Annotated in this window: 8 protein-coding genes and 4 pseudogenes; 6 read left to right on the top strand and 6 right to left on the bottom strand. The window is 70.4% G+C overall.

What is annotated here, in order from left to right:
* Nucleotides 1-253 precede the first annotated feature (253 nt).
* Nucleotides 254-1,282, top strand: coding sequence for an aspartate-semialdehyde dehydrogenase (locus tag OIM89_RS21215; protein ID WP_030697989.1), 1,029 nt, complete (start codon nt 254-256; stop codon nt 1,280-1,282).
* 149 nt (nt 1,283-1,431) lie between these two features.
* Nucleotides 1,432-4,008, top strand: coding sequence for an aminopeptidase N (gene pepN, locus OIM89_RS21210; protein ID WP_257203993.1), 2,577 nt, complete (start codon nt 1,432-1,434; stop codon nt 4,006-4,008).
* An 87-nt stretch (nt 4,009-4,095) separates the two neighbouring features.
* Here pepN and alc read toward each other — a convergent pair whose 3' ends face one another.
* From alc to OIM89_RS21190, 4 genes and pseudogenes are all read right to left on the bottom strand, one after another.
* Nucleotides 4,096-5,256 carry an allantoicase gene (gene alc / locus OIM89_RS21205; RefSeq protein WP_030697987.1) on the bottom strand — a complete coding sequence of 387 codons (1,161 nt, stop codon included), beginning with the start codon at nt 5,254-5,256 and terminating at the stop codon, nt 4,096-4,098.
* A 109-nt stretch (nt 5,257-5,365) separates the two neighbouring features.
* Entirely contained in the window at nt 5,366-5,869 is a 504-nt protein-coding gene (locus OIM89_RS21200; RefSeq protein WP_264491531.1) for an SUKH-4 family immunity protein, read from the bottom strand.
* Nucleotides 5,870-5,965: 96 nt separating this feature from the next.
* A pseudogene (locus OIM89_RS30055) lies at nt 5,966-6,072 on the bottom strand (IS5/IS1182 family transposase); the annotation flags it as partial.
* A gap of 175 nt (nt 6,073-6,247) precedes the next feature.
* A complete protein-coding gene (locus OIM89_RS21190) occupies nt 6,248-6,478 on the bottom strand; it encodes a hypothetical protein (protein WP_239655677.1) in 231 nt (76 codons plus the stop codon).
* Here OIM89_RS21190 and OIM89_RS30050 point away from each other — a divergent pair.
* The 4 genes and pseudogenes from OIM89_RS30050 to OIM89_RS21175 form a co-directional block, all read left to right on the top strand.
* Nucleotides 6,423-6,677 (top strand): annotated as a pseudogene (locus tag OIM89_RS30050) (replication initiator); the annotation flags it as partial. The gene OIM89_RS21190 and the pseudogene OIM89_RS30050 sit on opposite strands and share 56 nt — an antisense overlap.
* 72 nt (nt 6,678-6,749) lie before the next feature.
* Nucleotides 6,750-6,915: pseudogene (locus tag OIM89_RS30045) on the top strand (replication initiation protein); the annotation flags it as partial.
* Nucleotides 6,908-7,093, top strand: coding sequence for a helix-turn-helix domain-containing protein (locus tag OIM89_RS21180; protein WP_047465243.1), 186 nt, complete (start codon nt 6,908-6,910; stop codon nt 7,091-7,093). The pseudogene OIM89_RS30045 and the gene OIM89_RS21180, both read left to right, overlap by 8 nt.
* A pseudogene (locus OIM89_RS21175) lies at nt 7,090-8,317 on the top strand (tyrosine-type recombinase/integrase). Before OIM89_RS21180 ends, OIM89_RS21175 begins: the two are co-directional and overlap by 4 nt.
* Nucleotides 8,318-8,405: 88 nt before the next feature.
* On the opposite strand, the gene OIM89_RS21170 reads toward OIM89_RS21175, so the two are convergent.
* Nucleotides 8,406-8,654, bottom strand: a complete 249-nt coding sequence (locus OIM89_RS21170; protein WP_264491530.1) for a hypothetical protein — start codon at nt 8,652-8,654, stop codon at nt 8,406-8,408.
* Nucleotides 8,651-15,649, bottom strand: a complete 6,999-nt coding sequence (locus OIM89_RS21165) for an RHS repeat-associated core domain-containing protein (protein WP_264491529.1) — start codon at nt 15,647-15,649, stop codon at nt 8,651-8,653. Before OIM89_RS21165 ends, OIM89_RS21170 begins: the two co-directional genes overlap by 4 nt.
* Nucleotides 15,650-15,799: the final 150 nt, after the last annotated feature.

The following is a 15,799-nucleotide window of genomic DNA, read 5'->3' as shown; positions in this document are numbered from 1 at the left end:
CCCCTTCCGCTTGCCCGTGCCCGGGCCGGTGGGACGTGCGTCACAGAAAATCGGGGCGAAAGCGGGCAGGACGGCGGATCGGCCCGGCCGCGCCGCTCACCAGGCGGACGATCACGTCCCATCCTCCGGACAAAGGATTGGACAGGAAGGTGCTGGTCATAAGCATCATGGGCAGGCTGTCGCATCATGGGCAGGCTGCCCATTTCGTACGTCCGGCGGGCGCCCGCCGGTGAGCCAGACTGAAGGAGTCACAGTGCGGGTCGGAATCGTCGGAGCCACCGGTCAGGTCGGCACGGTCATGCGCAGAATCCTCGTCGAGCGGAACTTCCCCGTCTCCGAGCTGCGCCTCTTCGCCTCGGCCCGCTCCGCCGGGTCCACGATCGAGTGGCAGGGCAGCGAGGTCACCGTCGAGGACGCCTCCACCGCCGACTACTCCGGCCTGGACATCGTGCTCTTCTCGGCCGGCGGCGCCACCTCCCGGGCGCTCGCCGAGAAGGTCGCCGCCCAGGGCCCGGTCGTCATCGACAACTCCTCCGCCTGGCGCCGCGACCCGGAGGTCCCCCTGGTCGTCTCCGAGGTCAACCCGCACGCGATCGCGGACCGCCCCAAGGGCATCATCGCCAACCCGAACTGCACCACCATGGCGGCCATGCCGGTGCTGCGCCCGCTCCACGACGAGGCGGGCCTCGAAGCCCTCGTCGTCGCCACCTACCAGGCCGTCTCCGGCTCGGGCCTGGCCGGCGTCGCCGAGCTGCACGGCCAGACCCAGAAGGTCGTCGCCGAGGCGGACCAGCTCACCCACGACGGCGCCGCCGTGGACTTCCCCGAGCCCGGCGTCTACGCCCGCCCCATCGCCTTCAACGTGCTGCCGCTGGCCGGCTCCGTCGTCGACGACGGCTCCTTCGAGACCGACGAGGAGCAGAAGCTCCGCAACGAGTCCCGCAAGATCCTGGAGATCCCGGAGCTCAAGGTCTCCGGCACCTGCGTGCGCGTCCCGGTCTTCTCCGGCCACTCGCTCCAGATCAACGCCCGCTTCGCCCGCCCGCTGGGCGTCGAGCGCGCCACCGAGCTGCTGAAGGACGCCGAGGGCGTCGAGCTCTCCGAGATCCCCACCCCGCTCCAGGCCGCCGGCCAGGACCCCTCGTACGTGGGCCGCATCCGGGTGGACGAGACCGTCGAGAACGGCCTCTCGCTCTTCGTCTCGAGCGACAACCTGCGCAAGGGCGCGGCCCTCAACGCCGTCCAGATCGCCGAGCTGGTCGCCGCCGAGCTCAAGGGCTGACGCCGCCGCGCGGAACCGCCGCGCGCCGCGTACCGCTCTGCGGAGGGCGGGCACCGATATCCGGTGCCCGCCCTTCCCCGTACCCGGACCGCCCGTGGAAGGATGAGCGAAACGTCACCATCGGCGTACCCATCGAAGGAGATGACCGCGTGCCTGGCACGAATCTGACCCGTGAAGAGGCGCAGGAGCGGGCGCGCCTGCTGACCGTGGACGCGTACGAGATCGAGCTGGACCTCTCCGGCGCCCAGGAGGGCGGCACGTTCCGCTCGGTGACCTCGGTGCGCTTCGACAGCGCGGAGGCCGGTGCCTCGACCTTCGTCGACCTGATCGCCCCGGCCGTGCACGAGGTCGTCCTCAACGGCACCGCGCTCGACGTGGCCGCCGTCTTCCGCGACTCCCGGATCGCCCTCGACGGCCTGCTCCAGGGCCGCAACGAGCTGCGGGTCGTCGCCGACTGCGCGTACACCAACACCGGCGAGGGCCTGCACCGCTTCGTCGACCCGGTGGACGAGCAGGCGTACCTGTACACCCAGTTCGAGGTACCGGACTCGCGGCGGGTCTTCGCCGTCTTCGAGCAGCCCGACCTCAAGGGCACCTTCACCTTCACCGTGACCGCGCCCACCGGCTGGACGGTGATCTCCAACTCGCCGACGCCCGAACCCGACGGCGACGTCTGGAAGTTCGAGCCGACCCCGCGGATCTCCTCGTACATCACCGCGCTGATCGCCGGCCCCTACCACGCGGTCCACTCGGTCTACGAGAAGGACGGCCAGCGGGTGCCGCTCGGCATCTACTGCCGGCCCTCGCTCGCCGAGCACCTCGACGCCGAGCACATCTTCGACGTCACCCGGCAGGGCTTCGACTGGTTCCAGGAGAAGTTCGACTACGCGTACCCGTTCGCCAAGTACGACCAGCTCTTCGTCCCGGAGTTCAACGCGGGCGCGATGGAGAACGCGGGCGCGGTCACCATCCGCGACCAGTACGTCTTCCGCTCCAAGGTGACCGACGCGGCGTACGAGCGGCGCGCGGAGACCATCCTCCACGAGCTGGCGCACATGTGGTTCGGCGACCTGGTCACCATGGAGTGGTGGAACGACCTGTGGCTGAACGAGTCGTTCGCCACCTTCACCTCGGTCGCCTGCCAGGCCGCCGCGCCCGGCTCGCGCTGGCCGCACTCCTGGACCACCTTCGCCAACGCCGAGAAGACGTGGGCGTACCGGCAGGACCAGCTGCCCTCGACGCACCCGATCATGGCCGAGATCAACGACCTGGACGACGTCCTGGTCAACTTCGACGGCATCACGTACGCCAAGGGCGCGTCCGTCCTCAAGCAGCTCGTCGCCTACGTCGGCGAGGACGCGTTCTTCGCGGGCGTGCAGGCGTACTTCAAGCAGCACGCCTTCGGCAACACCAAGCTGACCGACCTGCTCGGCGCGCTGGAGAAGACCTCCGGGCGCGACCTGACGACCTGGGCCCAGAAGTGGCTCCAGACGGCCGGCATCAACGTGCTCCGCCCGGAGATCACCACCGACGCCGACGGGACCGTCACCTCCTTCGCGGTCCGCCAGACCGCCCCCGCGCTGCCCGCCGGCGCCAAGGGCACCGCCGTGCTGCGCCCGCACCGCATCGCCATCGGCTCCTACGACCTGGACGACGCGGGCCGCCTGGTGCGCACCGGCCGGATCGAGCTGGACGTCGACGGGGAGCTGACCGAGGTCCCCGAGCTGGTCGGCACCGCCCGCCCGGCCGTCTTCCTCCTCAACGACGACGACCTGTCGTACGCCAAGGTCCGCCTCGACGAGGGCTCCCTCGCCGTCGTCACCGCCCACCTGGGCGACTTCGCCGAGTCGCTGCCGCGCGCCCTGTCCTGGGCCTCCGCCTGGGACATGACCCGCGACGGCGAACTGGCCACCCGCGACTACCTCGACCTGGTGATCTCCGGCATCCCCAAGGAGAGCGACATCGGCGTGGTCCAGTCGCTCCAGCGGCAGGTCCACATGGCGATCGAGCAGTACGCCGACCCCGCCTGGCGCCCCGAGGGCCTGGCCCGCTGGACGGAGTTCGCCCTGGAGCAGCTGCGCGCCGCCGCCCCCGGCAGCGACCACCAGCTGGCCTGGGCCCGCGCCTTCGCCGACACCGCCCGCACCGACACCCAGCTCGACCTGCTGGAGGCGCTGCTGGACGGCGGCGAGACCATCGAGGGCCTGGCCGTCGACACCGAGCTGCGCTGGGCCCTGCTGCACCGCCTGGCCGCGACCGGCCGCGCCGACGAGGGCGCCGTCGACGCGGAACTGGCCCGGGACCGCACGGCCGCCGGTGAGCGGCACGCCGCCTCGGCACGTTCGGCCCGCCCGACCGAGGAGGCCAAGGCCGCCGCCTGGGCGTCGGTCGTCGAGTCGGACAAGCTGGCCAACGCGGTCCAGGAGGCCGTCATCGGCGGCTTCGTCCAGTACGACCAGCGCGAGCTGCTGGCGCCGTACACCGCGAAGTACTTCGCGGCCGTCAAGGACGTGGCCGCCAGCCGCAGCCACGAGATGGTCCAGCAGATCGTGGTGGGGCTCTACCCGGCGCTCCAGATCTCCCAGGAGACCCTGGACGCGACCGACGCCTGGATCGCGGCCAACGACCCGACCCCGGGCCTGCGCCGCATGATCACCGAGTGCCGGGCGGGTGTCGAGCGCGCCCTGCGCGCCCGCGAGGCGGACGCGGCGGCCGGCCGCGCCTGACCGCCCCTCCCCCGCCGGACGCGAACGGTCCCGCCCGCCCCTGGTCGTCAGGGGCGGGCGGGACCGTCGTACGTACCGGGAGCTGCCTCAGCCGGCCAGGCGCCGGTAACGGTCGGCGAGGGCGGCGGCCCCGGCCTCGGTCAGCTCGCCGTGCAGCCGCATCCGGGCGACGCCGCCGTCGGGGAAGGCGTCGAGACGGACGTGGGTCGCGGTGGCCGGGGTGGCCAGGCGGTAGCGGTGCGGGGTGTCGGGCTGGAGCCGGGTGCGCGGCAGGATCTCGTACCACTCGCCGTCCTCGCCGTCCCGGGCGCTGAGCGCGACCCAGCCGGCCGAGTTGCCCTTGAGGTAGGCGGTGTCGATCTCCACGGCACGGATCACGCCCTGCGCGGCGAGCCGGAACCGCACCCAGTCGTTGGTGTCGCGGACCCGGCGGCGCCGGTTCTCCCAGCCGTCGTCCATCTTCCGCGAGGTGCCCGGCAGGATGATCTGCGTCGGCGAGGAGTAGAAGCGGTCGGAGGCGTCCTCGTACACGCCGCCGTTGAGCACGGAGGCGAGGTCGACGGTGCCGAGCAGGCCGAGCCATTCGGGGTCGGGGACGACCTCGCCGTAGACCCGCAGGCGGGCGATGCCGCCGTCGGGGTGCTGGCAGAGCCGCAGGTGGGTGAAGCGGCGCTCCACGTCGAAGGCGAAGCCGTTGGCGGCGTGGCCGAGGACCGGGGTGGGCGGCAGCAGCTCCTCCCACTTCACGTCGGAGGCGAGCAGTTCCTCGGGGCCGGGGTTGCCCTCGACGGCGGTGGCCTGGAGTGAGACGCGCTGCGGGTAGTTGCCGCGGAAGTGCGCGGTGTCGACCACCACACCCTTGACGACGCCGGGCGCGCCGAGGCGGATGAGCGCCCAGTCGTGCTCCTCCGGCGCCGGGAACGGCGTCTCGGGACCCGCGCCGCGCCGGCGCCGGGTCTCCCACCCGTCCATGACCTTGCCCTTGTGCCCGAAGTGCTCCGGGTCGAAGACGGCCCGCTCGCGCACCAGCAGGTTCTCCCGCTGCGCGAAGAACTCGTCGTTGGCCGCGATCACCCCGGCCCCCAGCCGCCGGTCGGCGAGGTCGACCAGGTCGGTGGCGGAGAAGTCGACTCCGTGGGTCCGGTAGTCGCCGTACGGGTCACCGCCCGGGTACGGCGCGGCATCGTTGGCGTGCGGGTCGTCGGCGTGGGCGTCCTGGCTGTCCGGGGTGGCGGGGTGTGTGGTCATGGGTCGACTGTGACAGGGGCCGAATGCTCGCGTCCATCGAAACTTTCCGATGGGAATGTTCGGGTGGGGTGAATGGTCGCGGGCGACGGGGCGCCTCCGAGAACCCCGCTCATTCCGGCGCGAGGGACCCCAACTCGACCTCCTCGAACACGCGCGCCCACCAGGATTCCTCATCCTCGAACACAACCGGGTCCGTCTCCTCGGCCTTGGCCAGGGTCCTCTCCACCAGAGGCTCGTACGCGTCAGACTCTTCGTGCACGCCTGAGAAGACGAACTCTTCCCAGATCCTCGGCATCTCCTGAAAAGCCCTCAGAGTCGTGTTGGCCAGACTGACGTCGCCCTCGTCAAGCCCGTACCCTTTCTTCATCCAGACGGAGCCGGCGCTGACCGAGAGCCAGTAACTGTTGACCCCGTCTTCGAAGTCACCCAGGAATGCCGCAGCTCCCACGTCCGCGAGTTCCCGCACCTCCAGCTCGCGTCGTGGATCGCGAACGAACATGCGGTTCGAGTCATCCGGCAGCCCACGCACCGACAGCAGTTCCCTGTCCTCCGCCCGCAGCCCAGCTGACCGCATCGTCGCTTCCTTGAACGGAAGCCACCGCACCGAACTCACCGTCTACCTCCCACTACAGACGTCACAACATCTCTCGAACTCGGTTCAGGCAGTCTGAAGGGGATCTACACGGAGCTGGCTCAGCGAACGGAGTCATCGCCGCAGGTGATCACAGTCGTAGCCCTTGTCCGCATGCAGCTTCGCCGGCCGCCTGCGGTGCGGGCCGCGACGGGAACGGACGGGCGGATTCCGCGAATGAGCGGTTCGGCCGGAACCTCACGGTCGCCAGCCCGACGGCGACCTCCGCCCTGCGGACGGCTTCACCTCCGCGAGCGGCACCACCCGCCGGAACAGCACCCACAACTCCTCCGGCACCAGCCGCTCAACCAGAATCGAGATGCACAGCTCAACGACGATCAAGCCATGAGAAACGGCGTCTTAGCTTGACGGAATCGTCGCAACTGTGACTTGCCCATCCATCAGGCATTCGATGAGCACCGAACCGCCCAGCGGGTGCATCCAGAAGTGCGGCCCGGCGTCCAGGATGTCCCTCGCACGTCGCACCGCGACATCCGCAGGCATCGTCACGACCGGCATCAGATAGTTGCCCCAGATGACGGCGATCCGCTCACCCCGCTGTACGTGCGAGGAGAGGAGATCCGCCGCCATCCTCGTCCAGTGCTCCTCGTCGTCCCACCAGAGGCGGTTCTCGAACGGACTGATCCACTTCCACGCCGTGATCCGCCTCGACGGCCCCGCAGGCCCCTACACCCCGCCACCCGCCTGGGCCACACCCGACCTCTTGGCCGACGCCATCCGGGGCGCGGCCACCCGCGCCCGCATCGACGGGCCGGAGATCAACGGCCGCGCCCGCGCCTTCGTCTTCGGCGAGCAGATCGACCCGCGCCTACTCCACCACCCTCGGCGCCCTCCGGGCCGCCCGAGCCGCCTGGCACCGCCGCCACACTCCTCCACCCTCCCCGACCACCCTCGTCCTCGCCCACTGGGCCTACGACGGCACCGGCCTCACCCCCGACCTCGAACGCCTCGCCGCACTCATCGGAGGTGGCCCGACGGGCGAACAGGGGGTAGCGACTCGTGCGTGACGACGAACTCCTCACCGTCCCCGAGGCAATGGCCCGCCTCAAGATCGGCCGCTCCGCCCTCTACGACCTCCTGCGCACCCGCCGCCTCGCCTCCCTGACCATCGGCCGCGCCCGCCGCATCCCCACCCACGCCCTGGACGACTACGTCCAGCGCCACCTGGAAGAAGCCGCTCGATGACCGCCCCCAAGCGCAAGAAGGCCCGCGCCAACGGCGAAGGCACCATCTACCAGCGCAAGGACGGCCGCTGGGAAGCCGCCGGCTACGTCCTCGCCACCGACTGCAGACGAAAAGCGTGTCCGTGTCTACGGCACCACGCGCAAGAACGCGGCTGACAAGCTCGCCGAGAAGATCGCCGATAGCAACCGCGGGCTGCCGGTCGCCACCGCTGACAGCACGCTTGGTGACTACCTGACGTACTGGCTCGGCAGTGTCGCGGTCCACCGGCTCCGCGAGAACACCCACACCCGCTACGCCGCCTGCGTCCGCCTCCACCTCATCCCCGGCCTCGGCACCAAGAAGATCGCGAGGCTCACCGCCAAGGACGTCCGCACCTTCCTCGACCGGCTCCGCACCACCTGTCAGTGCTGCACCCAGGGCCTGGACACCGAACGAAAGAAGTGCTGCACGATCGGCAAGTGCTGCCAGAAACGGCTGTCCCCCTTGACCGTGACCTACGTGCACTCGGTGCTCAAGTCGGCTCTGGAACACGCTGTCCGCGAGGACGAGCTGCCGCGCAACGTCGCCCGGAACGTCAAAGCCGCCACGCCCCGGCTCAGGCACTTCCGGCCCCTGACTGCGACGGAGGCTCGTCAGTTCCTCGACGCCGCCCGCACGGACCGGCTCCACGCGCTGTACGAACTCGCGCTGCGCACCGGACTCCGCAAGGGCGAACTCCTGGGCCTCCTCTGGGAAGACCTCGACCTCACGACCGGAACGGCCAGCATCCGCCGCTCGCTCCAGCGCACCCGCACCGGCGGCCTCACGCATCTGCCCACCAAGACCCGGGCATCTGAGCGCCGTATCGCGCTCCCGACCGAATGCCTCCACTCCCTCAAGGAGCACAAACAGCAGCAGGACAAGGAGCGCGGGACGGCAGGGTCAGCCTGGCAGGACAGCGGCCTCGTCTTCACCACCCCTACCGGCCGGCCTCTCGACCCGGCCAACCTCACCCGCCGCTTCCACGACCTCCGGCACTCGACCGCCACCTTGCTCCTCGAACAAGGCGTCGACCTCGTCGTCATCAAGGAACTCCTCGGACACGCCCACATCGGCGTCACCGCCGGCGTCTACGCCCACGTCCGACTCCGCCTCCAACGCCAAGCGATCGACACCCTCGGAGTCGTCCTCGCATCAACCGACGACAACCCCGACAACCCATCCGTTACAGCCGTCGTCCGCTGACGTTGCCGTCACCGTTGCCGTCAAGGCACCCGAAAGCCCCACCGGCACCACAGCCGGTGGGGCTTTGCGATCATTCGGCGAATGAATTCTAATTGCTCGCCGCACCCGCTGAAGGGCGCGCTACTTCTTTCGCGTAACCGATCGTCTCGGCGACCACATCGACATCAGCCTCACTCGCCATGGGCATCAGATAGAGCCCCTCTGGAGAATCGATACGGATCTCGCATACGCAATCTCCATTATCCATGGCACGGCATTCAACATAGCTGGCATCTTCGTGAATGCTGGCCACCATGAAGATGCGATATTGACGCCCGGAAATCTCCGCAATCTTCACCCGAGGAACCCTTCGAACGTGAGTCTGCCTCCGCGCATACTCCAGCGTGCACCATAGCTTCCGCTTGGATGCCATATGTCGCGAACAGTTCCCCCATAGTGCGCCGAGGCGGAACCCAGGGTGTCTGTACTACCTGGATTGGTCAGCAACTCAAGGACCATATTGTCGCCCATTTCCGTACGCTCTGCATCCGACGCGAGGGTCGGGAACTTGCTCGCATGCGCTGGCCCTCGGCTGGGGTCTGCATGCTTTTGCAACGCCCGTCCTGCATTGCTTTGACCGCGAGCAATCTTACCGGTACGCGTGTCGATTTTGGCCTTCTTGTACGGCCCAGCCGCCACCTCAGCCAGCTCGTCCACGGACGCATTTCCGCAATTGTGAACAAGAACCGGAGTAGCGCCCGCCAGCACATAGTACGTATGGACGTCCGCCACCGTCAGGTTGTGGACGGTCGCGCGCTGGGTGGTGCTGGAGACCGCGGTGATCTGGACCCAGGTGCCTGCCGAGGTGTGGAGCCACTGGCCCGGCTGGAGTTGGCCGGCGTCGAGCCAGGTGTTCAGTTCCGGGACCCAGAACGGGTGGCCGTCGGTGGCGACGATGGTCGAGGTGGCTTCGCCGTCCTCGCCGTCCTCGTCGGGAGCGAGCTGGGTGGCGTCGACCGGGACCGAGCCGTCGGGCGGTGGGGTGGTGAGGGTGGTCGGGGCGCGCTCGGTGGTGGTGCGGACGGTGACGGTGACGGTGACGAGGGTCTTGTCGCCCTTGCCGATGATGGTGGCGGCGACCGGCTGTGGCTTGGTATCGCCGGTCTTCGGGTCGGTGGCGAGGACCTTGTCGCCCGTCCTGACGTCCTCGATGGGCTTCTTCGAGCCGTCGGCCATCAGGACCTTGGTGCCGGGGACGAAGCTGTTGACCTCGCAGCTCTGTGCCTGTGCCTCCTCACCGACCGCGTCCTTGGCCTGTTCGCGGGCCTCCTCCTTGACCTTGTTGGTCTTGCGCTGGGTCGGCTTGGACTTCTGGGAGGGCTTCGACTTCGGTTTCGGCTGGGACTTGGGCTTCGCCTTGGCCTTGGGGGCCTTGTTGGCGCGGGCCTTGCGGGCGGCGGCGCGGGCCGCCTGGGCGCGCTTGGCGGCGGCGCGCTGGGCCCGCTGGCGGGCGGCCGCGGCGGCGCGCTTCGCCGCCGCCCGCTTGGCCGCCGCGCGGGCCGCTGCCCGCTTGGCCGCGGCGCGGGCGGCCGCCGCGCGCTTGCGGGCCGCCTCGCGGCGGGCCTTGGCGCGGGCCTTCGCGCGGGCCTTGGCGGCGGCCCGGGCGCGGGCCTTGGCCAGGGCGCGGGCCCGGCGCTGGGCCGCCTTGCGGGCGGCGATGCGGGCGGCGCGCTTGGCGGCGGCGCGGGCGGCCGCGCGGATGGCGGCGCGGATCGCGATGCGGGCGGCGATGCCGACCAGGATCGGGAAGAACAGGCCGTCGGGGTCGGAGAAGGTGGCCGGCGCGTTGTTGGCGTAGGCGTAGGGGTTGATGGTGGCCGGGTCGGTGAAGTCGACCATGGGGTCGACGGAGAGGAAGCGGCCGGTGGCCGGGTCGTAGGGGCGGGCGCCGAGCTGGGTGAGACCGGTGTCCTCGTCCTTCAGTCCGCCGACGAACCCGCGTCCGCCGGGCCACCGGGACGGGGCCTCGCCCCGGTCCTCGCCGAACGGCGTGAGCTGGCGGCGGGTGACCGGCATGGACGCCTGCGTCATGTCGACGGAGGTCTGGGTGGAGCCGTGGTGGTCGGCGAGGAGGACCTGGAGTCCGCCGTCGCTGCTGCGGACCGTGGTGGAGCCGTCGGGGTGGGAGTAGAAGCGTTCGGTGGTGGTGGTGCCGTCGGGCTTGGCGGTCAGCTCGGTCTCGCCGAGGTAGAGCGTGGTGGAGCCGTCGGGGCCGTGGCGCAGGAGGCGTTCGCCGCCGGCGTCGTTGAGGTACTTGGTGGTCTTGGTGGTGCCGCCCTCGACGGGCTCGCTGACCTCGGTGAGGGCGCCCTCGGGGTCCCACTTGAGGGTCTGGGTGGTGCCGTTGTGCTGGCGGGAGGTGGTGTTGCCGGCCTTGTCGTAGCCGTAGACGGAGCGGGTGGTGCCGCCCGGGCCCTCGGAGGCGACCTCGGCCAGGCGGTTGGGGCCGCCGGCCTCGCCGCCGTAGGAGTAGGTGCGCTTGATGTCCTTGGCGGTGTTCCCGGCGGGGTCGTGCTCGGTGAGGGCGGTGCGGTTGCCGGAGTCGTCGAAGGTGTAGCTGTGCCAGTACGGCTGGTCGCCGCCGACCGTCGCCTTGCTGGGGCCGCCGGTGCAGGTGTCGTCGGCGGCGGTCCAGGCGGAGGTCATCCGGCGGAGCTGGTCGTAGACGAAGCACTGGGTGTCGGGGCCGGCCTGGCCGTCGGGCATGCCCTGGCCGGGCGTGCGCTTGATGGAGGTGAGGTTGCCCGCGTCGTCGTAGGTGTAGCCGGTGTCGTCGATGAGGGCGGGCTGGACGCCGCGGTCGTGCACGGTGCGGGTGAGCTGGCGGCTGAACTCGTCGTAGTAGTACGAGGAGAAGAGCTTGCGGCCGACCGGGCCGGCCTCGGTGCGCAGGACCTCGCCGAAGCGGGAGTAGGTGACGTTCGCGACGTAGGTGGTGTTGCCGGTGATGGAGAGCGGCAGGTCGTCGGTGGTGGTGTAGCGGAAGACCAGGCGCTCGGAGGCGAGGGTTCCGGCCTTGGGGAGCTGGACCCAGGCGAGGTTTCCGGTGTCGGTGTAGTCGTACCGGTAGTCGTACGTGCCGGCGACCTTGCCCGCGGCCGCCGAGACGGTGGTGCGGGTGGCGAGGGGACGGTTGGCCTTGTCGTAGGAGGTGATCTCCTCGCGATAGGCGTTGCCCTCGTCGTCGTAGCGGATCGCCGCGGTGGGCAGACCCTTGCCGAGGGTGTCGTAGGTCCACTCCAGGCGCTTCTTGCCGTCGGCGGAGTCCTCGCGCAGGGAGGTGGGGCGGCCGGCCTTGTCGTAGGTGGTGACGAGGCGTTCGCCGTTGGGGTTGGTGGTGGCGACGAGGTTGTCGGTCGCGTCGAACTCGTAGGTGGTGCGGCCGCCGTCGGGGTCGGTGGTGGCGGTCTGGCGGCCCCGCGCGTCGTAGCTGAAGGTGTACTCGGCCCCTCCGGGCTCGACGATCTTGGTGAGCTGGTCGAGGGCGTCGTAGTGGTACGTGGTGTCGCGCCAGGCGCTGCGGTCCTTCTTGGTGTACTCGCGCAGGCGGGACTGGCGGCCCTCGGCGTCGGTGTAGGTGGTGGTCACCGTGTCGCCCTCGGGCGGGACGACGGTGGAGGCGTCGCCGTCCTTCTCCAGGGTGGTGCGGGTGGTCTCCTCGCCGTAGGCGTACGAGACCTCGCGGACCGCCTCGCCGGAGCCGTCGTAGGTGACGCGGTTCTGGCTGGGGACGACGTTGTCGCCGACGACCAGGAGGGTGGTGCTGACGGGCTGGTCGTTGTAGTAGCCGTCGTTGGTGACGACCTCGCGGCCGGCGGAGTCGTAGAAGGTGTCGTTGACGATGCGGCCCTCGCCGCCGACGGCGGGGTCCTGGGTCTGGCGGACACGCAGGTGGCCGTCGAGGATCTCGTGGCTGACGGCGTAGCTGCCGTCGTCCTTGAGGGTCTCGTTGGTGACGACGGTGGGCTTGGTCTTGGTGATGGCGTACTGGTAGCGGGCGTTGGGCGCCTTGGTCTTGTCGCGGTCGATGTCCCAGACCTTGAGCAGGCGGCCCAGCGGGTCGTACTCCATGTCGACGCGCTCGCCGTTGGGCCCGATGTCGGCGGTGCTCAGGCCGCGCTGGACGTCGAACTCGGTGGTCTCGGTGTGGCCGAGCGGGTCGGTGGTGACCTGGGTGTGCGGGACGGCGACGGTGGCCGGGGTGAAGGCGACGGTGGTCTTGTTGCCCTCGGCGTCCCAGGTGGCGGTCTCGCGGCCGTGCAGGTCGTAGGAGGTGCGGTCGGTGGTGGTGTAGCTCTTGCCGTCGACGTCCAGTTCCTGGACCTCGGTGACCAGGCCCTTGGTGGGCTTGTCGCCGAAGGCGCCGCCGTCGTAGAGGGAGCGGGTGTCGTCGATGACGGTGGCGGAGGCGTCGTCGCAGGCGCCGTTCCGGGTCACCTCGCGCGACTCGGTGTCCACGATGTACGCGTCGGTGTCTCGGACGTAGCTGGTCAGGGTGCAGACCAGGCGGCCGCCCGCGGTCTTCTCCTCGACCTTGGTGGGCATGCCGTAGCTGTCGTAGGCGGTGGTCTCGGTGGAGCGGCGGTACGTGTCGCCCTTGACCAGTTCGCGGGTCTCGGAGGTGACCGGGTGGACCATCCACGCCTCCAGCGCGGTGGTGCCGGTACGGGCCCGGGAGGCCGTCTTCACGGCGGACGGGGTCACCTTGACGGCGGAGTCGACGGAGCCGCCGACGGCGTCGTAGGTGATCTCCTCGCGCAGCTGGCCCTGGAACTCGGTGCGGTCGGGGTGGGTGCCGCCCTCGGAGTCGGTGACGGAGGCGGTGCGGGTGCCCGAGGGCAGCTTGTCGCCGTGCATGCCGCGGAAGTAGCGGTGCTCGGTGAGCTGCTGGGGGTCGCCGTCGCCGGCGTCGCCGACGCGGGTGCGGACCCGCTCGTAGCCCCGGTACTGCGACCAGGTGCGTTCCTTGGCCGCGGTGTGCTCGCTGTCGTCGTACGCCCAGGCGGCGCCGCCCAGGTACTCGTAGGAGGTGACGGTGGCGCGGGCACCCGCGACGTTGTCCTCCTCGCGGACCTTGGTGACGACGTACTTGTGGAACCAGTCCTGGACCGGGTCGGTGGCGCCCTTCGGGGTCCAGAACTGCGGGTAGCAGCGCATCGTGTTGGTGTGCGGCGAGGCCGGGAGCTTCACGGGGGCGCGGGCGCTGCACTCGGCGTCGGAGTAGGTGACGCCGATGGTGCCGCCGGTCTCGGTGTCGACCGCCTGGACGCGCAGCCGGGAGAAGGGCTCCAGCCCTTCGAAGCCGTCGACGCGGTTGTCCAGCTGCTGGCCGCGGAAGGTGACCTTCGGCATGTCGGCGGTGGCGCCGTCGGCCGCGTGGCCGGTGCGGCCGATGGACTTGAGCCAGAGGGCGGGCGAGGTGCCGTCGCCGGTGGCGGGGAAGCTCTGGTCGAGGGTGAAGGTGTCGACCGGGCGGAGGGTGGAGCCGGCCAGCACCTTGGTGGTGATCTTGGCGAGCCGCTTGGTGGACCAGAAGGTCGGGGTGTTCTTGTTCTTGCACTCCTCGCCGGGCAGGCACTGCTGGTCCAGCGGGGTGTCGGGCCAGTGCTTGGCGTTGGCCGCCTTGCGGTCGGCCTCGGCGCAGGCGAACGCCTCGGTGGGCACGCACCGTTCGGTGACGCCGAACTCGACGCGGGCGGCCGGGTCGCTGGTGAAGAGCTTGTCGGCGCGCTGGCCGTAGTCGATGCGGTGCGGGTAGGCGGCCCGGTCGTAGGTGACACCGGCGGGCTTGTCGTTCTGCCCGTAGCGGTTGGTCTCCTTGGTCCACCAGACCGTCATGGCGTCGCCGAGCGGGTCGACGACCTGGTCGAGCATCCAGCGCCAGCCCTGGGTGCAGAAGGACGAGGCGAAGGCGGAAGCGTGGCAGTCCTCGCCGGGGTGGTTGCCCGCGACGGGGACGGTGAGCACGGAGTTGGTGCGCTGGCTCCCGGCGCCGGGCAGCTTGTTCAGGCCGAAGTGGTACTGGGTGCCGTCGGTGGTGGTGAGGACCCAGTACTCGCCCTTGTACGCGCCGTTGTCGGCGCCGGTCTTGCGCTCCAGCCGGGTGCCGTCGTCGTCGGCGGGGCGCCAGACGCCGGTCTTGTCGTCCTTGACCAGCTCGTTGCTGGAGCCGTCGAGGGACATGACCATCTGCTCGGTGCCCCAGCACAGGTCACCGGTTTTGCCGCTCTCGCCGGGGTTGTTGGCGCCGCTGCCCTGGTCGTCGGCGCAGGGGCGGTAGCGGCGCTCGATGAAGCCGGGCTCCCAGTCCCAGCCCTCGGCGATCCAGGAGGACTGGGAGTTGGTGGAGGCGGTGCGGCCGTCGACGGCCTGCGAGGAGTAGCCGATCTCGATGTCGGGGGCGGGGCCGCCCGGGGTCTCGGGGACGTCGACCGGGTAGCTCCAGGAGAAGCCGCCGGAGGAGCTGCCGGCCATCCAGGAGCCGGAGGGTGACAGGGAGGTGGCGCCGTAGTTGCCGCCCGCGCCGCCGGCCGAGGCGACGGCGGCGAGGGTGACGGGAGCGGCCGAGGCGGACTTGGGGAGGGTGATCTCGCCGGTCAGGGTGCGGTCGGCGGTGTCGTTGGCGGTGGTGACCTCTTCGCCGGTGGCCAGGTCGACCAGGCCCAGGCGGCTGCCCCAGTCGGCGCCGAAGTTCTTCTCGTAGGCGGAGTAGTCGAGTTCGACGCGGATCTTGCCCTCGGCGGGCGTGGCGTCGGAGTCGGCGGAGCGGGCCAGGAGACCGGGCTCGGCGGGGGCGACGGTCAGGAGCAGGCCGTCGGGGACCCCGGCCTTGCGGGCGGCGGCGCGGTCGGCGATCTCTACGGCGACGTGGGCGGCGGGGTCCTCGGCGGCGGCGCGTGCGGCGGCCTTGCCCGCGGGGCGGGCGGCGACGGGCAGGTCGGTGCGGAGGCCGGGGACGCGGTCGGCCTTCTCACCGAGGAGCGGCGCCTGCTCCTTCGCGGGGGTCTCGCCCGCCAAGGTGACGGGGGTGACGGTGCGGCCGGCGGGCCAGCTGGTGGCGCCGGGGGCGTGGGGGCGCGCGGCGTCGTCGGGTCTGGAGCGCTTCTTCGGGACGTGGTCGGTGCCGGGCACCGACTTGTCGTCGACCAGCTCGGGCCGCTCGTCCTTCAGCGAGGCCGCGTACGCGACGTCGGTGGACGGGATGAGGGCGACCAGGAGCGCCACGGCGGTGAGGACCGCCACGGAGACCAGCACTCTCGCGACGTGCTTGAGCTTCGGAAGGGTGTGGTCCACGTACACGGGTGCGCCCTTGTTCGATCCGACCGGAACGGACGCACCTTAAGAGTGATGATTGTGTAATGGCAAGGTGTGATCACCTTCATCAAATGGTCATGGTTGGCTAAAACTTGACCACACGTCAGTCACTTCAGCTCGTTTCCGTAC

The organism is Streptomyces sp. BI87 (genome assembly GCF_025957665.1).
GTDB classification, from domain to species: Bacteria; Actinomycetota; Actinomycetes; order Streptomycetales; family Streptomycetaceae; genus Streptomyces; species Streptomyces albidoflavus.
Note: the sequence above shows the minus strand (reverse complement) of the source record. Positions and strands in the feature narration are given on the sequence as shown.